The organism is Streptomyces noursei ATCC 11455, from assembly GCF_001704275.1.
Taxonomy (GTDB): domain Bacteria; phylum Actinomycetota; class Actinomycetes; order Streptomycetales; family Streptomycetaceae; genus Streptomyces; species Streptomyces noursei.
On record NZ_CP011533.1, the window covers coordinates 8,089,876 to 8,108,736 of the forward strand.

Sequence of the window (18,861 nt, forward strand, 5' to 3'; positions counted from 1 at the left end):
CGCCGCGGTTTCGGGTGCGGCCCGGGTCAGTCGGCCGCGTACACCCGTGCCCCGCCGACGTACGTCTGGAGGACGGTGGCCCGGCCGATCTCCTGGGGCGGGGCGGTGAAGATGTCCCGGTCGAGGACGACCAGGTCGGCGAGGTGGCCGACCTGGAGCGTGCCGGCGTCGTCGAGGCCGTTGACGTGCGCCGAGCCCGCGGTGTAGGCGGCGACGGCGGTCGTGAGGTCGAGGCGCTGCTCGGGGAGGAAGACCCGGTCGTCGGTGGCGTCGGGCTCCTGGCGGTTGACGGCGACATGGAGGCCGGCGAGCGGGTCGGGGCTGCTGACGGGCCAGTCGCTGCCGGCCGCGAGGGTGGCGCCGGCCCGCAGCAGGGCGCCGAACGGGTACTGCCAGCCGGCGCGTTCGGGACCGAGGAAGGGGATGGTCAGCTCGTCCATCTGGGGTTCGTGGGCGGCCCAGAGCGGCTGGATGTTGGCGATGGCGCCCAGTCGGGCGAAGCGGTCGAGGTCGTCGGGGTGGACGACCTGGAGGTGGGCGAGGTGGTGCCGGGCGGTGCGGCGGCCGTTGGCCGCGCGGGCCGCCTCGATGGCGTCGAGGGCCTCGCGGACGGCGCGGTCGCCGAGGGCGTGGAAGTGGACCTGGAAGTCCAGTGCGTCGAGTGCGGTGACGTACTGGCGCAGCGCCGTGGGGTCGACGAAGCTCAGGCCGGTTTTGGTGGTCGCACAGCCGCAGGCGTCGAGGTAGGGGCTGGTCATGGCGGCGGTGAAGTTCTCGGCGATGCCGTCCTGCATGATCTTGACCGCGCCGGCCCGGAACCTTCCGTGGGCCAACTCGGCCCGCCGCGCGATGAGTTCGGGGATCTGCTCGGCGTCGCGGGCGCGGTCCCACCAGAGCGCGCCGGTGACACGCGCGGTCAGGCTGCCCTCGCGGGCGGCGGTCAGATAGGCGTCCGACGGGTCGGCCTGCCCGTGGAAGGCGCCGAGCAGGGCGTCCTGCCAGCCGGTGATGCCGAGGGAGTGCAGCAGTTCCTGGGCGCGCAGCAGGCCGGCCAGGCGGTCAGCGGCGGTCCGCTGCGGCAGGAGCGCGGCGAACAGGCCGGTGGCGCCCTCCTGGAGGACACCGCTCGGCGTGCCGTCGCTCTCGCGCTCGATCCGGCCGTCGGACGGGTCGGGGGTGTCCTTGGTGATACCGGCCAGTTCGAGCGCGCGGGTGTTGACCCAGGCGCCGTGGTGGTCGCGGTTGGGGAGGTAGACCGGGCGGTCCGGTACCACGGAGTCGAGGAGTTGGCGGGTCGGCAGGCCGCCGGCGAAGCTCTCCAGCGACCAGCCGCCGCCGGTGATCCAGGTCCGCTCGGGGTGGGCGTCGGCGAACTCGCGGATCCGCCGCAGGGAGGCTTCGGCGTCGTTCGTTCCGGTGAGGTCGCACTCGGCGAGCTCCAGGCCGCCGAAGACGGCGTGGACGTGTGCGTCCTGGAAGCCGGGCAGCAGCAACTTGCCGCTGAGGTCGACCACTTCGGTTCCGGGGCCGATCAGCTCCCGGACCTCGTCGTGGCCGACGGCGGTGATCCGCTCGCCGGTGACGGCCAGGCTGCTGGCCCGGGTACGGGCGGCGTCCCCGGTGTGCACGGGGCCGTGGGTGAAGACCAGGTCGGCCTTGGGCATGGAGGGTACTCCAGTCGGGTCGGCGGACCGGGTGCGGTCCGCGGCGGTACGGCGGTACGGCGATACAAGCAGTACAGGGGGAGGCGGATCGGGGGGCGGTTATTCGGTCGGTGCCGGCGCCCCCTGGTCCGGCCGCCCGGTGAAGTACGGGGCGCGCCGGTGCCAGCGGGACCAGGCGGCGGCCAGCAGGCCCGAGACGAGCATCAACGCGACCACCGCGAGCTCGAACCAGCCGTTGTCGGCGGCGAGTTCGAAGTGGTCCGTCGACCGGTAGAAGTCCCAGGAGAGGTATCCGCCGACGGCGAGCAGGACGAGCGCGCCGAGCAGTGGTGCCACGACGACGCGCAGCGCCTCGGCGGGCGCGGTGCGCAGCAGCGCGCGGAAGTGCACCGCGGCGGCGAGCGCGGTGAGGGCGTAGTAGAGCGCGACGACGATGCCGATGGCGTTGACCGCGGCGGAGATCAGCGCGCCGACGGTCGGGATGACCAGCGACAGCACCGCGAGGACGCTCGCGATCGCGGTGATCAGCAGGGTGCCGGCGGCGGGCGTCCGGTAGCGGGGGTGGAGCCGGGTCCACACCCGGCCGAGCGTGCCGTCGCGGCCCATCGCGTACATCCCGCGCGCCGTGGGGATGACCGCGGCCTGGAGCGACGCCGCTGCCGAGAAGGTCAGGGCGATCAACGGCAGTGCGGCGAGCGGCTGATGGGCCAGTTTGGCGCCGAAGTAGGTGAGCCCGTGCGCGCCGTTGTCGGCCAACTCGCCCAACGGGAGCACCCGTTGGAAGGCGGTGCCGGCGAAGACGAAGAGCAGCATCATGATCGCCAGGGCCAGGAAGCCGCCGCGGGAGGCGTCCCGCGCGGTGCGGACCTCCTCGCCGACGCTGAAGACCGATTCGAAGCCCCAGTAGCAGAACACCGCCAGCACCATGCCCTGGGCGAGCGCCTCCAGCGAGGGGAGGGCGAACGGGTCGAACCACTCCATCGAGAACGGCTGGTCGCCGGCTATCAGGCCGTAGCCGCAGAAGCCGAGCAGCACCGCGTACTCGAAGACCAGCAGATACCGCTGGAGCCGGGCGGCGAGGTCGAGGCCCCGGACGGCGACCAGGGCGGCGGCGATCAGGACGACCAGGCCGATCAGGGTCGACTGGAGCGTGGAGTCCGGGTCGAGCGCGAGGCCGCCGACGCGGTGGACGGCGGCCTCGCCGAGGAGCTGGAGCACGGCCGAGCCGGTGACGGCGGTGGTGTAGGCCATGAAGACGACGGTGCCGACGACGTTGACCCAGCCGGTCAGGAAGCCCAACCAGGGGTTGAGGATGCGCCCCACCCAGCGGTAGCTGCTGCCGGCGTCGGGTTCGACGCGGTTGAGGCGCCCGTACGCGCCGGCGATGGCGAGCACCGGCAGGAAGGCCACCAGCATGATCGCCGGCAGGTGCAGACCGACGACCCCGGCCATCAGGCCCAGACCGATGCCGATGCTGCTGGTGGCCGCGGTGCTCGACGCGGCGATCACCACGGCGCCACCGACCCCGAGCGACCGTTCCATGGCGGCCGGACGGTCGCCGCTTTCCGTTCCCCGGCCCGTGCTCGTGCCCTTGACCTTGGCTGTCAATGGATCACCGCCGTACTCGTGTGGAATCCGACCGGATGGCCGGTTGGCTGGACATGAAAGCCCTCGCGCACTTCACACGTCAATGACGTTGTCATAAGGTGCGGGGCCATGGCCGAACGAGTGGTTCCCGAGCCGCAGCGGCGACGCCGGAGGCCGACCAGGCAGGGCGTCGTCCTCTCCCGACAGCTGATCGTCGACACCGCGCTGCGGCTGGTCGCCCAGCACGGCGCCGAGGCGCTGACGGTGCGGCGGCTGGGCGCCGCGCTCGGCGCCGACCCCAGCGCGATCTACCGCTACTTCCGCAACACCGACGACCTGCTCCTCGCCCTCGCCGACGAGCTGATCGGGCGCGCCCAGCACGGCTGGCGGCCCACCGGCGACTGGCGCGCCGACCTGCGCGAGATCGGCCTGCGCATCCACCGCGCCTACCAGGCACACCCCCAGGCGGCGCTGCTGGCCGCGCACCGCACCACCGGGCGCACCCACGAGACCCGCGCCGTCGAGGCGATCCTCGGAGTGCTCCGCCGCGCGGGCTTCCCGGACCCCGAAGCGGTCCGCGTCTACCACGCCTTCGTCGACCAGAGCCTGGGCTTCGCGGCCCTGGACGCGGCGGCCCTGGCCCTGCCCGCCGCCGCACAGGCCGCCGACCGCGAGGTCTGGCAGGCCGACTACGGACGGCTGCCGGCGGACACCCACCCGCACATCGCCGCGACCGCCTCCCGGCTCGCCGCCGAGATGCGCCGCAGCGGCTATCCGTACGCGTTGGAACTGCTGTTGGAGGCCGTCGCGGCCCGCCTGCCGGGGCCGGCCGGGCAGGCGGACTGAGCGGGCCCCGGCGGCCTCGGTCCGCGGACGTGCGGTGCCGCCGGGCGCGCCCGGTCTCGGCGCGCGGCCCCGGTGCCTTGGGGCTCTACTGGGAGGGAAGAACACCAGGCAGCCGACCGACACAGCGCGTGGAGGCATCGTGGACCTGGCCTTCCTGAATGCGGTGTACGCGAGTGGGGGACCGTACGCCTGCGCCTATCTCGACACATCACGCGACGCCGACGAGCCGGAGCAGGCGCTGGCGCTCCGCAGGCGGCAGGTCTGCCAGACGCTCGTGGAACAGGGCGCCGACGGCGCCACGGTGGACGCCCTGGCGGCCGTCGCGGGCGATGACCGGGAGATCGCCGGCCGACACGGCCAGGCGATCGTCGCCAGCCGCGGGCGGGTGGTGCTGACCGTGGAGCTTCCCGAGCCGCCGGCGCACGACGAGGCCGAGTTCACCCCGCTGCCCGACCTGATGCCGCTGGCTCTCCAGCACGCCCCGGACATCTGCTACGTCGCCGCCACCGTGCACAGCACGCCGCGCCCGCGACCGGAGCCCCCGGACGGATGGGAAGTGGCCTTCCAGGCCGGGACGTGGCCGAGCAGTGCCGTCGCGCCGGGCGTCTGCCACCTGATGAGCGGCCCCGCCGCGGGCTGGACCGACGGGGCCGGGCTGGCCGCCGCCCGCATCGCCGAACTGGCATGCCGCACCGATGCCGAGACGATCGTGCTGGGCGGGATCACCCGGGCCCGCAACGCGCTCGCCGACCACCTCGCAGAACGCTGGCGCAAACGCCTCGTGACCAGCGGCGGCGACGGCTACCCGGCGCCGCCCGGCCGGGCCCTGATGGAACGGGAGCTCACCGAGGCGTTCCAGGGACAGCTCCGGATCGCCGACCGGGCCCGGCTCGACCTGTTCCGGGCCCGCCGGACCAGCCGGCACGGCGCCGTCGAGGGCCTGTGCAGCGTGGTGGCCGCGTTGCGCCGTTCCCAGGTCAGCTCGCTGCTGCTCAGCGTCCCCCTGGATCTCGCGATGCGCCTCCATGTGGACGCCGGCGGGGCGCCGCTCGACCCGTGCGACGCGGCACTGGCCCCGTACGGCGCGCTCGGCTTCCGTACCGGCCCCGCGCCCGCCGCCGTGATCCGCGCCGCGGTGCGCACCGGCGCGGGACTGGTCGTGGTGCCGGAGCAGCAACTGTCGCTGGCCGACGGGTTGGGCGCGCTGCTGCGGTACGCCGGTCCGGAGCGCACCCCCTACTTCGCCCGCCTGCTCCGGCTCTGAGCGGCGGCCCCGGGGCCCGGGGAGCCGCCCGATACGCCGTCCCGCGGCCCGGTAACGCGGACCGCCGCCCGCTCACCCGTCTGGCCCGGACGACGCGGTGCGCCGCCTCGCCGGGTCGTAGAACTGACAGTCAGGCGCGGTGCGCACGGCGGGTCGGCCGGCCGGTCCGCGCAGGCCGCGCGGCCGGGGCCCGCGGAGCCGGTGACGAGCGGCGGGAGAGCGTGATGCGAACGACCGACGGGGCAACGGCCCGCATGCTGCGGACACCGAAGGTCGCCGCGGTGGCCGGGATCGTCGCGGCGCTGCTGTTGGGCGCGGCCGTGCTGCTCGTCCACCTGGCGGTGCCCGAGCACCCCCAGGACGCCGCCGACTGGGTCGAGCACACCTCCCAGCGGGACTTCCTGCACGGCGCGCTGGCCCTGCTGCCGTTCGCCGGGATCTTCTTCCTGTGGTTCATGGGCGCGGTCCGGGACTACGTGGGGGAGGCCGAGGACCGGTTCTTCGCCACCCTCTTCCTCGGCAGCGGATTCCTCTTCGTGGCCATGCTGTTCGTCCTGGCGGCGACGACCGGGAGCCTGCTGGCCGTGACGGACGTGTCCGCCTCGGCCTCGGCGGGGGAGCGGGCACTGTGGCAGTACGGACGCCACCTCGTGCTGGAGCTGCTGACCGGCTACGCGACGCGGATGGCCGCCGTGTTCGTGGTGTCGACGACGACGATCGGGCACCGGCTGGGCATCTTTCCGCGCTGGCTGGCGTGGCTGGGCTATCTGGTCGCACTGGTGCTGCTCTTCGCGGTCGGCGGCACCAGCCACCTCGAACTCGTCTTCCCGCTGTGGATGCTGGCCGTCAGCGGCCACATCCTCGTGGTCACCCTGCGTCGCCGCCGGGCGGGCGGCCGGCCGGACCGGGGCGCGGCGACGACCCCCTGAAACCCGCCCCGGGCCGGGCCGGCGCCTCCGTGGCCCCGCACCGCGTCCGCCCCTGCCGCCGCCGCGGCCTGCGCCGTCGCGCGTCCGTCGGCGCGGGCGGACAGTGGAGGTACCTGTCCAGGAAGCGGGAAGATCATGGAACGGTACCCACCCATCGCGGACCACGGCATCGTCGGCGATCTCCAGACCGCCGCGCTTATCTCCTCCGAAGGGGTCGTCGACTGGTTCGCGGCACCCCGGTTCGACTCGCCCAGCGTCTTCGCCGCCCTGCTCGACCACGACCGCGGGGGCTACTTCCGCTTCGCGCCGGACGACCCGGGCAGCACCTGCAAACAGCTCTACTACCCCGACACCGCGGTGCTGGTGACCCGGTTCATGTCCCCCGACGGCGTCGGCGAGGTCTTCGACTGCATGCCGCCGGACCGCGCCGGGACGCCGTCCGACCGGCACGTCCTGATCCGCGGGGCGCGCGTGGTCCGCGGAACGGTCCGGTTCGGCCTGGAATGCCGCCCGCGCTTCGACTACGGGCGGGCCACCCACACCTGCGAGGTGCGGGGCGACACCGCCACGTTCCGGGCGCCGGGCATCACCGCACACCTCCAGAGCAGCTTCCCGCTCCGGCCCGACGGCGTCGACGTGCGGGGCACGCTCACCCTGCGCGCCGGACAGCTGGCCACCGCCGTCCTCACCGTCGACGGTCCCGACGCGCCGGCCCCACCGCCCCTGACGCCGCACGGCGCGGCGGAGCGCTACTGGGAGGTCGTGGACTTCTGGCAGCGGTGGGTGCAGACCTCCCGCTACCGGGGCAGGTGGCCGGGGGTCGTGCACCGCTCGGCGATCACCCTCAAGCTCCTGACCTACGCCCCCACCGGAGCGCCGGTCGCCGCGGCCACCATGGGACTGCCCGAGCAGGTGGGCGGCGAACGCAACTGGGACTACCGCTACACCTGGGTACGCGACGGCTCGCTGTCGGTACGGGCCCTCCTCGACCTGGGGTTCGTCGAGGAGGCGGCGCAGTTCACCCAGTGGCTGGGGGACCGCCTCCAGGCCCGGGACGGCGACCGTGACGAACCGCTGCAGATCATGTACCGCGTGGACGGGGACCCCGACCTCCCCGAAGAAGTCCTTCCGCACCTCGCCGGCTACCGCGGCTCGGCGCCCGTACGCGTCGGCAACGCCGCCACCGACCAGCTGCAACTGGACATCTACGGCGAGGCGCTCTACGCCCTGTCGGAGGGGCGGGAGATCGCCATGCGGGCCGGCTACCACGGCTGGAAGAACCTCGCCCGGACGCTGGACTGGCTCGCCGACTCCTGGGACCGCCCCGACGAAGGCATCTGGGAGACCCGCGGCGGGCGCCAGCACTTCACCTTCAGCCGGATCATGTCGTGGGTCGCCTTCGACCGGGGGCTGCGGCTGGCGGCCGAGTACAGCCGCCCCGCCAACACCGCCGGCTGGACCGCCGCCCGCGACGCGATCCTCGAACAGGTCATGCAGCGCGGCTGGGACGCGCGGCAACAGGCGCTCGTCCAGCACTACGACGGCACCGTGCTCGACGCCTCGCTGCTGCTCCTGCCGCGCGTGGGCTTCCTGGCCCCCAGGACCCTGAGCTGGCTGTCGACCCTGGACGCAATGGAACGCACCCTGGTGTCGGACAGCCTGGTCTACCGCTACGACCCCGTCGCCTCACCCGACGGCCTGCGCGGCTCCGAAGGCACCTTCAGCCTGTGCACCTTCCTCTACGTCGACGCGCTCGCCCGCGCCGGCCGGCTCCGCCAGGCGCGCTACACCTTCGAGAAGATGCAGACCTACGCCAACCACGTCGGCCTGTTCGCCGAGGAGATCGGCCCCAGCGGCGAGCAGTTGGGCAACTTCCCGCAGGCGTTCACCCATCTGTCGCTCATCATGGCCGCCACCACGCTCGACGACGCACTGGACCGGCAGCGGGCCGCCGCGACCGGGCAGGACGGCTCCCCGGACCGCCTCGGTCCCTGATCCCGAGTCCCCGATCCCGGCGACGGTCGGCGGGAGGTTCCGGGGGCTTAGGACTCGCCCCGGGCGCCCGAGCCCGCCGGGCCGCCTGGGGCGTCCGGGTCGTCCGCGCTGATCAGTCCGTCCAGGCTGACCGGGCCGTCCGGGCCGTTCGGGCCGTTCGGGGCGACCTGGGGCAGCTGTTGCTCGGCCCAGATGACCTTGCCCTGCGGTGTGTAGCGGGTGCCCCAGCGATCGGTCAGCTGGGCCACCAGGAACAGGCCGCGGCCGCCCTCGTCCGTCGTCGCGGCGTACCGCAGGTGGGGCGAGGTGTTGCTGCCGTCGGCCACCTCGCAGACCAGGCTGCGGTCCCGCAGCACCCGCGCCTTCACCGGCGGCGAGCCGTAGCGGATCGCGTTGGTGACCAGCTCGCTGACCACCAGCTCCGTGGCGAAGGCCAGCTCGTCCAGGCCCCACTCGGTGAGCTTGTCGGAGATGCTGGAGCGCATCCCCGCGACGGCGGCCGGGTCGAACGGCACGTCCCACGCCGCGACGCGGTCCGGGCCGAGCACCCGGGTGCGGGCGATCAGCAGGGCCACGTCGTCCCGCGGGCGGTCCGGGAGCAGCCGGTCGAGCACCGCCCGGCAGTTCTCCTCCGGGGACCGGCCCGGATGGGACAGCGCACCGCGCAGGAGCTCCATCCCCACGTCGAAGTCCCGGGTGCGCTCCTCGACCAGCCCGTCGGTGTAGAGCACGATCTGGGTGCCCTCGGGCAGGTGCAGCACCGTGGTCTCGAACGGGACGCCGCCCAGCCCCAGCGGCGGGCAGGCCGGCAGCTCGGGGAACTCCACGGTGCCGTCCGGGTGGACCAGCGCCGGTGGCGGATGCCCGGCCCGGGCCATGTCGCAGCGCCGCGAGACCGGGTCGTAGATCGCATACAGGCAGGTGGCGCCGGTGATGCCGGTACCGCTGGCGGTGTCCGCCTCCTCCTGGTCGATCTGGTCGACGAGGTCGTTGAGGTGGCCCAGGAGCTCGTCCGGCGTCAGGTCCAGGGTGGAGAAGGTGTGCACCGCGGTGCGCAGCCGGCCCATGGTGGCCGCGGCGTGCAGCCCGTGGCCGACGACGTCGCCGACGACCAGCGCCACCCGGCTGCCGGACAGCGGGATCACGTCGAACCAGTCACCGCTCACCCCCGACTGGGCGGGCAAGTAGCGGTGGGCCACCTCCATGGCGCTCTGCTCGGGCAGGGTGCGCGGCAGCAGGCTGCGCTGCAGGGTCACCGCCAGGGCGTGTTCCCGGGTGTACCGCCGGGCGTTGTCGATGCTCAGCGCGGCGCGGGCCACCAGTTCCTCGGCCAGCGACCGGTCGTCGTCGTCGAAGGGCTCGGGCTTCTGCGACCGCCAGAAGTTGGCCACGCCCAGGATGTTGCCGCGGGCCGTCAGCGGCGTGGTGATCAGCGAGTGGATGCCGCAGGCGAGGACGCGCCGGGCCCGCTCCGGATCCTGCAGCTGCCAGCTGTGGGTCGTCGAGAGGTCGGACACCACCTCGGAGCGTCCGCCGGCCATACCGCGCGCCTGGGGCGTGCCGGGCACGAAGGTGATCAGCGTCCCGGGCGGGAGGAACGGGAGGTCGTCGAGGATGCCGTGCACCGCGGTGCGCCGCATCTGCTGGAGGCCGCTGCCGGCCGGCTCGTCGCCGCGCAGGACGGGCGCCGCCAGGTCGACGGTGACGAAGTCGGCGAGCCGGGGGACCGCGACCTCCGCGAGTTCCTCCGCGGTCCGTGCCACGTCGAGGGTGGTGCCGACGCTCACCCCGGCCTCGTAGAGCAGCCGCAGGCGCTCGTGGGCGACCTCGGCGCGGCCGGAGAGCAGCCGCAGCTCCGTGGAGTCGCGGATGGTGGTGACCGTTCCCATGCCGGCGGCGTGCCGGTCGGTGTGCCGCTGGTTGACCGCCAGGAGCCGGCCACCGGCCTGGTGGATCTCGTCGGTGGCGGCCCGGCCCGACGCCAGCAGGGCGGCCAGCCCCGGGGCGAGCCCGGGCAGCTGGGACACCTCCTGCCCCTCGGCGTCCTCGGGCAGCGCGAGCAGCCGCCTGGCCTCGTCGTTGGCCAGCAGCAGCCGGCCGGCGCCGCTGACGATGACCACGCCCTCCCGCACGGCGTGCAGCACCGCCTCGTGGTGTTCGTACATCCGGCTCATCTCGACGGACCCCAGCCCGCGGGTCTGCCGCCGCAGCCTGGTGGTGATCACCGCCGTGGCGGCCGTGGCGAGACACAGCGCCGCGCCGGCGATGCCGAAGATCACCGGGAGGTGGGAGGCGATGGCGCGGCTCACGCTGGCCACCTTCATCCCCGCGGACACCAGGCCGACGACCGTGCCCTTGGCATCGGTGATCGGCACGATGGCCTGCACCTCGTGACCGAGCGGCCCGTGCACGCTCTCGACCCGGACCTTGCCGGCGAGCGAGGGGCCGATGTTGCCGACGAAGTGCTTGCCGATCTCCTCGGGCTTGGGGTGGGTGTAGCGGATGCCGTGGGTGTTCATCACGACGATGAAGTCGACGTCGGCCCGCTTCCGGGCCGCCTCGGTGAGCGGCTGGAGGATCTTCGACGGGTCCGGGGCCTTGAGGGCTGCCTGGACGCCGGGGGAGTGTGCGAAGGTCTCCGCGACCGCGACCGAGCGGTTGCGCGCCTCCTGCTCGGCATCGTGCCGCGAGGTCAGCAGCAGAGCCGCCAGCGCGCCCAGGACGAGCAGGAGACCGACCGTGAGCTGGAGCAGGAAAACCTGCCCCGCGAGGCTCTGCGGACGTCGTTCGGTCAGTGACCGTACCGTTGCGCGCCGATATCGGCCGGACCCTGCGGCCATGCTGCTATTTCTAACACTCCCCGGCCGGGAGCGCTGCCCTGTTGTCCGCCGTCGGTGGCCTCGTCGGCGGCTAGGGCGCTTCTGATGGATCTCCGTGGAAGAAGGAGCGGCGCCTGGTGCGTGCGATCGCAAGGCGCCGGGATGTCTTCATAGCGGAGCTATGGGGGCATTTCGGCAACGCCGCGAGCGTGCGTGGCAGGCGCCGCGACGCCGCGGAGATCCATCAGAAGCGCCCTAGGGCCGGTCCGGGTGGCCTGCGGCCAGGACCTCCGCGGCGGCGACCCCACAGGCGGCGGTGGCGCCGTGCGTGAAGATCCGGACCGCTCCGGGGAGGCCGTCGCCCGGCAGTCCCATCTCGACCACGACGGCGTCCGGACGTGCGGCGGTGAGGTCGGCGAGGGCACCAGTTCCACCACGTGCGGGGCCGCGGCCAGCGGGAGGGCGCCCGCCCTCGGGCCGTCGACGCGCAGGGCGCGGCGGGCGACGGTGGACTCCTCGGCGCTCTCCCCGCTGACGCAGACCGCGTCGGCGCCGGCGGCGACGGCCTCGGCCGCGGCGCCGCCGAGGCCATGGCGATCCGCGACGGCGGCCACCTCGACGGCGTCGGTGACGATCAGTCCAGGCTCACGCCGGCGGCGTGCGGCTGGCGGTCCAGGTCGCGGGCGACGGACCCGGTCGGGTCGGGATCGTCCACGGTGCCGAGGGCGAAGTTGCCGGGCCGGGTGGCGCCGGTCGTGGATTCGAGTCGGGTGACGTCCCCGGCCTCCTCGTCGATCGCGATGATCAACGCCGGGTTCTCGGACCGGATGTTGGCCCGGGCCGATCCGTGATGTCAAGGGATGGTCCGACCGATCCGGCCGCCGGGGCCGCCCCCCGACGTCTGCCGCCGCGCCCACCCGTCGCCGTCGTCAACTCATCTACAGAAAGAGGAAGTTGATGCCTCTTGCTGAGGGGCGACGCGCCGGCCCGGGCCGCCCGGGCCGGCGCCGGGGGCGGGTCAGCAGGCGCCGAGGTCCTGCCAGACACCCCACTCGCCGGTGCTGCCGGGCTCCTCGCCCGTCGTCCACCACTTGGCCTTCCAGGTGTGCCCCTTGTAGGAGACCTGCTGGCCGCCGGTGTAGACCGTGCCGCTGGTCCACGGGCTCGCCGTGCACTGGTTGCCGCTCCCGCCGGTGACGGTCAGGTCGTAGGACGCGCTGTGCGTGCCGGCGGGGCCGGTGCCGGTGACGGTGAGGTGGTACGTGCCGGAGGCCGCCGCCGCGGTCGTGGATACGGTGAGCGTCGAGGACCCGCCCGCCGTCACCGAGGTGGGGCTGAGCGAGGCGGTGACCCCCGCGGGGGCCCCGCCGACGGTGAGGTCCACCGTCCGCGCCGCCCCGGCGGTGACCGCGGTCCGCACCGTGGCGGTGGTCCGGCTGCCCGCCGCCACGGAACCCGCACCGGGACTGGCCGTCACGGAGAAGTCGTCGGTCGGCGCCGTGCCGCTGCCGGTGAACGGCTCGAAGATGTGGCTGAAGTCCCAGGTGTTCTGCGGGATGCTGGAGCAGGTGTCGCCGGACGGGGCGCCGGGGCAACCGCCGTTGTCACGTTGCAGCGCCCAGAACGACAGCGTGCTGATGCCCTTGGCCACCGCCCAGTTGTAGACCTGGGTGGCGTTGGCCGGGCTGAAGGTCTCGGCCGGGCCGAAGTCGTCCACCCCGGGCATCTCGATGATCCCGATCATGCTCCACAGCTGGGCCGGGGTCTTGTCGGGATAGAGCGTCTTGAGCTGGTCGTACAGCCCCTGGGCCGCGGTCTCGGTGTCCTTGGCCATGTCGTGCGTGGCGTTGTCGTAGTAGTCGAACGTCATGATGTTGGCGACGTTCACCCGGGCCCCGTTGCGCACCGCGTTCTGCAGCAGGGCGACCCCGCTGTCGGCGAGGCCCCGGGTCGTCGTGGGCAGGGTGTACGAGATCTCGACCGTGCGCCCGTTGGCGGCGGCCCAGTCCTGGACGAGCTTGAGGGCCTTGTTCCGCCGGTCGACGGCCGCGGAGTCGTCCAGCGAGTCGGCCTCGATGTCCATGTCCAGCCGTGTGACGTCGTAGGTGGTGATGACCTTCTCGTACGCGGCGGCGATCTGGTCGACGTCGGTACAGCTGTCGGCGATCTCGGTGCCGGTGGTGTCCGCGGTGTATCCGCCGAACGACGGGATGACGTCGCCCCCGTTCGCCCGGATGGTCTTGATGTCGTCGCCGAACGAGGACGTGGCGATGGGGGTGTCGGTGCTGCCGTTCCACAGGGCCGTGCAGGAGCCCTTGGTGGCTGTCTGGATGAACGCCATCGTCAGGTGTTTGGCGCCTGACTGGGCGGACAGCGCGGCGGGACTCTCGCCCGTCCACGACTCGAAGTAGGGGGCGAACACATGGGCCGGGAGCGGGGTCGCCGCCTGGGCCGCGCCCCCGCCCAGGGCGGTCAGGCCGGCCGTGGCCACGGCGGTGACGGTAGCGGTGAGGAGTGCACGGAGGGAGCGCCTGCGTCTCATGTCTGTCCCGGGTGTGAGGGGGAGTGACCGCCGATTCCCGTTGGTACGCGGCGGTATGGGATCTGGGATAGCTCTGGGGTCAGGGGCATGTCAATGGACTGGACCAAGGTAGGACTAGACCAATCGATGCCCGGGGCGGTCACGCCCCTGCGCAGCGCCGCCGCGGCCCGCTGGACCACCACCGGCGGGGCGAACCGACCGTCACCGCACCCCGGTCGGCCCACCGTCCGCGACCTCGGCCGGCACGGCGGGCCGACCGGGACGGGGGCGTCACCTCCCGGCCGGCGGGTCGCCGCGTCAACTCCCGGTCAGCCGATGGAGCCGGAGCGCGATCTGCAACTCCAGTGCGCGCTCGGGGCCGTTCCAGTCCTCCCCGAGCAGTGCCTGGACCCGGTCGAGCCGTTGCACGACCGTGTTGACGTGCACGTGGAGCTCGTCCTTGGCGCGGGTCAGGCTCCCGCCGCAGCCGAAGTACGCCTCAAGGGTGCGCACGAGTGCGGTACCGCGTCGCTCGTCGTACCGCAGGAGCGGCCCCAGGACACCGGCGACGAAGCCGTCCGCGTCCTTCTCGTCGCCCAGGAGTATGCCGAGGAACCCCAGGTCGGCCGCGCAGGCGCCGCCCTCCCGGCCCAGCGCGCGCAGGGCCCGCAGACACCGGACCGCCTCGGCGTGGGCGGCGGCCAGTGCCTGGGGTCCGGCCGCGGGTCCGGCCGCGGCGACCGTCACCGGCGCGCCGGCGAGCCGGCTGAGGTGCCTGGCGGCGCTTCTGGCCACGTCGCCGGGCGGGGCGCCGTTCTCCGCGAGCAACACCACCACCCGGCCGGCGTGTTCGGCGCTGATGCTGTCGCGGGCGACGCGGTGGCGCATGGCCGCCCCGGCCAGTCGCTGCCGGGATTCGGCGTAGGCCTCGGCGACGAGCAGCAGATGGGGCCGGTCGAGGTCGAACCCCAGGCGGCGCCCGCGCTCCGTCAGGCCGACGGGATCGCGGTCGGGGGCGTTGAGGAGGTCGGTGATCAGTTCCCCGCGGATCCGGTTCTCCGCCTCGGCGACGGAACGCCGTTGCAGCAGGAGCAGGGCGGTGACGACGCCGGCCCGCTCGAAGAGCCGCCTGGCGGCGTCGTCGAGGTCGGGCCGGCCGTGCAGCACCAGACTGCCCAGCACCTCCTGCCCGGCCAGTACGGCACACGTCCAGCGCCCGTCGCGGAACACCGTGCGGCCGGCGGTCCGGGAGTCCGCCACGACCTCGGCCACCGTGCCGCGGCCGGGGAACGCGGCGCCGCCGGGGCCGACGGCGGTGAGTACCCGCCCTTCGGGGTCGTGGATCGCGATGGCCCCGTCGAGCAGGTCGGCGACCGCGGCGGCCACGTCCCGCACATCGCCGCCCCGCAGCACCAGGTCGGTGAGCCGGTCGTGCGCCTCCTCGGCGCGCTGCATGGCGGCGGCGTGCGCCTGGATGACCTCGTTGGCCGCCGCCAACTCGGCGAGCGCGGCCCGGGTGTTGGTGATCGCCGCCGCGGTGTCGATGGCGATGGCGGCGTGCGCGGCCAGCGAACACAGCAGGGCGATCTCGTCGGGCGAGAAGGCCCGCGGGGTGCGGTCGGCGGCGAACAGCACGCCGATGACCTCGCCACCGCCGCCACCCCCGGACCCCAGGAGCAGCGGCACGCCGAGGATCGCCACCAGGCCCTCGTCGAGGACCCCGGCGTCGATGGTGCGGGTGTGACGGAAGCGGCTGTCGGTGCGGTAGTCGGGTGTGACGTACGGTCGGGCGTTCTGGGCGACCAGGCCGCCGAGGCCGTCGCCCAGCCCCAGTCGCAGCCCCTGGAACAGCGCGGACACCGAGCCGTCGGTGACCCGCATATAGGTGTCCCGGGCCGCCGGGTCGGGGAGCGTGAGGTACGCGGTGTCGGTGCCCAGCAGCGTCCGGGCCCGGCGCACGATCGACTGCAACACGGCATCGAGGTCGCGCAGTCCGGCCAGGTCACCGGCCGTGTCGAACAGGGCCGCGAGCTCCGCCTCACGCCGCCGGTGCTGCCGCAGCACGCCCCTCATCCGCAGCACGGTCCGGGTGGCGCCCTCCACCTCGGACAGATCCTGGGCACCGACCCCGTTGACGCGCGCCTCGGCGGCGACCGCGCCGAACTCCTCGGCCGGGGCGTCCGCGCCGAGCAGATCGATCAGGCGACGCAGGTACGGAGCGGCGGACACGGTATCTGGGTTCATGAGGCGAGCCGTAGCAGGAGAGAGGGGAACAGGGGAAGGGGAGGGGGGACGGGGACATGGGGGGGCGACCTCCCGGCCCCTCCCGCCGTCGGCGGATCTCAGGCGGACGAAGCGGCTGTCTCCCCCGCGGTGCCATCCGAATCCGACGGATCGCCAACAGCGCCCGGGGAGACCCGGGAGACCCGGGCGAGGTCGCGCCCACGGGTCTCCCGCGCCGCGGCCAGGGCGATCACGGTGAGCACGGCGGCCGACGTCACATACACCGCGATCGGCGTCGCGTCGCCGTACGAGGACAGCAGCGCCGTCGCGATCAGCGGAGCCGGCGCACCGGCCGCCACCGATGCGAACTGGGCGCCGATGGACGCGCCCGAGTACCGCATGCGGGTGGCGAACAACTCGGAGAAGAAGGCGGCCTGCGGCGCGTACATCGCGCTGTGGAAGACCAACCCGACCGTCACGGCCAGCACGAGGGCCGGGAAGGACCTGGTGTCCAGCAGAGCGAAGAAGGCCCAGGCCCACCCGCCCACGCCGACCGCGCCCACCAGATAGACGGGCTTGCGCCCGAGCCGGTCCGACAGCGCCCCGAACACCGGAATCAGGCAGAACTGGATCGCGGAACCGATCAGTACGGCGTTCAACGCGGCTTGCTTCTCGATCCTCAGGTGCTCGACGCAGTAGGCGAGCACGAAGGTCGTGATCACGTAGTAGGAGATGTTCTCGGCCATCCGCGCGCCCATGGCGACCAGGACGTCCCGCCAGTGATGGCGCAACACCGCCAGCAGCGGCGGCTGTTCGGCCCCCTGCGCCGCCTTGCGCCGCTCCGCCTTCGCCAGCGCCTCCTTGAAGAGCGGCGACTCGTCGACGGACAGCCGGATCCACAGACCGACGCCGACCAGAACCGCCGAGAGCAGGAAGGGGATACGCCACCCCCACGCGGTGAACGACGCCTCGCTCTGCAACGTCGTCACCAACGACAACACACCCACGGCCAACAGATTGCCCGCCGGAGCACCCCCCTGCGGCCACGAGGCCCAGAACCCACGACGCTCGGGCTCGCCGTGCTCGGAGACCAGCAGCACCGCGCCGCCCCACTCACCACCGAGGGCGAAGCCCTGGACCAGCCGCAACGTCGTCAGCAGGATCGGCGCGGCGGCCCCGATGGCGTCGTACCCCGGCACGCAGCCGATCAAGGCACTGGCCCCGCCCATCATCAACAGACTGACCACCAACAGCTTCTTGCGCCCCAGACGGTCGCCGAAGTGCCCGAACACCAAGGCCCCCAACGGCCTGGCGACGAAGCCGATGGCGTAGGTGAGAAACGACAGCAGGGTCCCCGTCAACGGGTCGGACTCCGGAAAGAAGACCCGACCGAAGACCAGGGCCGCGGCGGACCCGTAGAGAAAGTAGTCGTACCACTCGATGGTGGTGCCGACGAGACTGGCGGCGACGACCCGTCTGAGTCCGGCGGATGTCGGGGGAGCGGTTGAGGGGGCGACCATGGCACTCACTTCCGGGCGGCGTATGGGGACCTTCCAGCGTCGCCATACGCTAGAAACCCGCAGGTCAGAGGGGTATGTGGCGGACCGCCACAGTTACCGTCCGGGGGATGTGCGCGGCCACCACCGGCGCGATGGCCGGGGGCGAGCCGGCCCAAGCTGCTGATCCGATCCGGGTCACGGTTGCCGGCTACGGCGGGGCAAGTGCGCTCAGGACTCGCAGAAGAACGACATGCGTGCCCACCTCGCATGTAGGTGGAGTGTCAAGCCCCAGATCCAAGAGGGCGGTTCGTGAGTCTTCGAGCAGTCCTGCCATTGCTCGATGGTGTGGGTGCGGGCCGAATCCACTGGTCTGCAGCCGATGGTCTGTTGGGGTGGCGGGGTGAGTGAACGCGCTGGTCCCCCTCCCGTACCGCCGTTCCTCCGGCCCGTGATGCACAGGCCGCTCGCCGGACAGGGCTGGCCGGACAGGGTGGGTCTCCGGCTGCGTGCTGTCCGGGATGCAGTTGCCGCAGCTCGTGGGTGGGAACAGCGAGTCGGGAGGAGCCGTTGGTGGAATGCGGCTCGTCCTTGAGGGCGGAGGTGAGGAGTTGTGTGCAGCTTGCCCTGACCATGCGCACTGCCCTTGCCGGACTGCGTCTTGAGTCGCCGGTCCGGGCGCGGGCCTTTGTGCGGCAGGGAGTTGTGGGCCAGGAGAGTGGGGGTGCCACCATGGTGCGGGCAGCCGTGTTCGAGGGGACGGGACGGGCAACGGCTGGGAATTCCCTGGAAGTTCGAGGAGCAACATGAAAGACGTTCTGATCACCGGGGCTAGCAAGGGCATCGGGTTGGCGGCTTCTCAGCGGTTGGCGGAGAAGGGGTACGAGGTCATCGGTGTGGCTCGGAGTGCACCCGAGGGGGAGTTCCCCGGCACGTTCCTGCGGTGCGACCTCTCCGATGTCGAGGACACCGCACGCATGCTCAAGGAGGTGACCCGGGGGCGTGCGGTGTGTCGGGTGGTCAACAACGCGGGTATCGCCCAGCCCCAGCCCATCGAGGACCTGGACTTGGCGGTCATGCAACAGGTGGTGGACTTGAACCTGCGCGCTTCGGTTCAGATCGTCCAGGCGCTTGTCCCGGGCATGCGTTCGGAGAGGTTCGGTCGGATCGTGAACATCACCTCACGGGCGACGTATGGGGCCAGGGAGCGTACGTCCTATGCGGCGGCCAAGAGTGCGCTGGTGGGTTGCACGCGGTCGTGGGCGTTGGAGCTGGCTCAGGATGGCATCACGTCGAACGCGGTGTCCCCCGGCCCGACGGCGACGGAGTTGTTCCGTCGTGCACGGCCGGTCGGCAGTGAGGGTGAGCGAAGGGCGATTGCTTCGATTCCGATGGGGCGTCTGGGAACTCCCGACGAAGTCGCCGCGGCGGTGGCGTTCTTGCTGTCCGACGAGGCGGGCTTCATCACCGGCCATGTTCTCGATGTCGATGGCGGAAGCAGCCTGGGCGGGCGCTGA

11 protein-coding genes and 2 pseudogenes are annotated in these 18,861 nt (G+C 72.9%); 5 read left to right on the forward strand and 8 right to left on the reverse strand.

The features are described from left to right. Positions 1 to 26: 26 nt before the first annotated feature. Positions 27 to 1,664 carry an amidohydrolase gene (locus tag SNOUR_RS34595; protein WP_067355005.1) on the reverse strand — a complete coding sequence of 546 codons (1,638 nt, stop codon included), beginning with the start codon at positions 1,662 to 1,664 and terminating at the stop codon, positions 27 to 29. 99 nt (positions 1,665 to 1,763) lie between these two features. Continuing rightward, positions 1,764 to 3,206 (reverse strand): APC family permease, encoded by a 1,443-nt coding sequence (locus SNOUR_RS34600; protein ID WP_312634511.1) that lies wholly within the window; start codon positions 3,204 to 3,206, stop codon positions 1,764 to 1,766. Between the two features lie 174 nt (positions 3,207 to 3,380). Between SNOUR_RS34600 and SNOUR_RS34605 the strand changes: the two genes are divergently transcribed. The 4 genes from SNOUR_RS34605 (at position 3,381) to SNOUR_RS34620 (ending at position 8,285) form a co-directional block, all read left to right on the forward strand. Beyond that, positions 3,381 to 4,097, forward strand: coding sequence for a TetR/AcrR family transcriptional regulator (locus SNOUR_RS34605; RefSeq protein ID WP_067355009.1), 717 nt, complete (start codon positions 3,381 to 3,383; stop codon positions 4,095 to 4,097). 139 nt (positions 4,098 to 4,236) lie between these two features. After that, positions 4,237 to 5,361, forward strand: a complete 1,125-nt coding sequence (locus SNOUR_RS34610; protein ID WP_067355011.1) for a baeRF2 domain-containing protein — start codon at positions 4,237 to 4,239, stop codon at positions 5,359 to 5,361. 224 nt (positions 5,362 to 5,585) lie between these two features. Then, positions 5,586 to 6,290: a hypothetical protein gene (locus SNOUR_RS34615; RefSeq protein WP_067355013.1), complete on the forward strand. Its 705-nt coding sequence runs from the start codon at positions 5,586 to 5,588 to the stop codon at positions 6,288 to 6,290. Between the two features lie 135 nt (positions 6,291 to 6,425). Further along, the gene (locus SNOUR_RS34620) at positions 6,426 to 8,285 is read left to right on the forward strand and encodes a glycoside hydrolase family 15 protein (protein WP_067355015.1); all 1,860 of its coding nucleotides are present in this window, start codon (positions 6,426 to 6,428) and stop codon (positions 8,283 to 8,285) included. 47 nt (positions 8,286 to 8,332) lie between these two features. Here SNOUR_RS34620 and SNOUR_RS34625 read toward each other — a convergent pair whose 3' ends face one another. The 6 genes and pseudogenes from SNOUR_RS34625 to SNOUR_RS34640 form a co-directional block, all read right to left on the reverse strand. Beyond that, positions 8,333 to 11,125, reverse strand: coding sequence for a SpoIIE family protein phosphatase (locus SNOUR_RS34625; RefSeq protein ID WP_067355017.1), 2,793 nt, complete (start codon positions 11,123 to 11,125; stop codon positions 8,333 to 8,335). Positions 11,126 to 11,359: 234 nt separating this feature from the next. Beyond that, positions 11,360 to 11,527 (reverse strand): annotated as a pseudogene (locus SNOUR_RS49590) (glycoside hydrolase family 3 protein); the annotation flags it as partial. Between the two features lie 214 nt (positions 11,528 to 11,741). Then, positions 11,742 to 11,939: pseudogene (locus SNOUR_RS49595) on the reverse strand (glycoside hydrolase family 3 protein); the annotation flags it as partial. A gap of 183 nt (positions 11,940 to 12,122) precedes the next feature. Next, the gene (locus SNOUR_RS34630) at positions 12,123 to 13,646 is read right to left on the reverse strand and encodes a glycosyl hydrolase family 18 protein (RefSeq protein WP_067355019.1); all 1,524 of its coding nucleotides are present in this window, start codon (positions 13,644 to 13,646) and stop codon (positions 12,123 to 12,125) included. 297 nt (positions 13,647 to 13,943) lie between these two features. Further along, positions 13,944 to 15,869: a helix-turn-helix domain-containing protein gene (locus SNOUR_RS34635; protein ID WP_067355021.1), complete on the reverse strand. Its 1,926-nt coding sequence runs from the start codon at positions 15,867 to 15,869 to the stop codon at positions 13,944 to 13,946. A 98-nt stretch (positions 15,870 to 15,967) separates the two neighbouring features. Then, entirely contained in the window at positions 15,968 to 17,368 is a 1,401-nt protein-coding gene (locus SNOUR_RS34640) for an MFS transporter (RefSeq protein WP_067355023.1), read from the reverse strand. A gap of 782 nt (positions 17,369 to 18,150) precedes the next feature. Between SNOUR_RS34640 and SNOUR_RS34645 the strand changes: the two genes are divergently transcribed. Next, positions 18,151 to 18,861, forward strand: coding sequence for an SDR family oxidoreductase (locus tag SNOUR_RS34645; RefSeq protein ID WP_067355025.1), 711 nt, complete (start codon positions 18,151 to 18,153; stop codon positions 18,859 to 18,861).

Bases quoted from the DNA above. Each gene is read 5' to 3' on its own strand.
- SNOUR_RS34620 (WP_067355015.1), top strand. From the start codon at position 6,426: ATGGAACGGTACCCACCCATCGCGGACCACGGCATCGTCGGCGATCTC.
- SNOUR_RS34595 (WP_067355005.1), bottom strand. From the start codon at position 1,664: ATGCCCAAGGCCGACCTGGTCTTCACCCACGGCCCCGTGCACACCGGG.
- SNOUR_RS34625 (WP_067355017.1), bottom strand. From the start codon at position 11,125: ATGGCCGCAGGGTCCGGCCGATATCGGCGCGCAACGGTACGGTCACTG.
- SNOUR_RS34635 (WP_067355021.1), bottom strand. From the start codon at position 15,869: ATGAACCCAGATACCGTGTCCGCCGCTCCGTACCTGCGTCGCCTGATC.
- SNOUR_RS34640 (WP_067355023.1), bottom strand. From the start codon at position 17,368: ATGGTCGCCCCCTCAACCGCTCCCCCGACATCCGCCGGACTCAGACGG.
- SNOUR_RS34615 (WP_067355013.1), top strand. From the start codon at position 5,586: ATGCGAACGACCGACGGGGCAACGGCCCGCATGCTGCGGACACCGAAG.
- SNOUR_RS34605 (WP_067355009.1), top strand. From the start codon at position 3,381: ATGGCCGAACGAGTGGTTCCCGAGCCGCAGCGGCGACGCCGGAGGCCG.
- SNOUR_RS34600 (WP_312634511.1), bottom strand. From the start codon at position 3,206: ATGGAACGGTCGCTCGGGGTCGGTGGCGCCGTGGTGATCGCCGCGTCG.
- SNOUR_RS34645 (WP_067355025.1), top strand. From the start codon at position 18,151: ATGAAAGACGTTCTGATCACCGGGGCTAGCAAGGGCATCGGGTTGGCG.
- SNOUR_RS34630 (WP_067355019.1), bottom strand. From the start codon at position 13,646: ATGAGACGCAGGCGCTCCCTCCGTGCACTCCTCACCGCTACCGTCACC.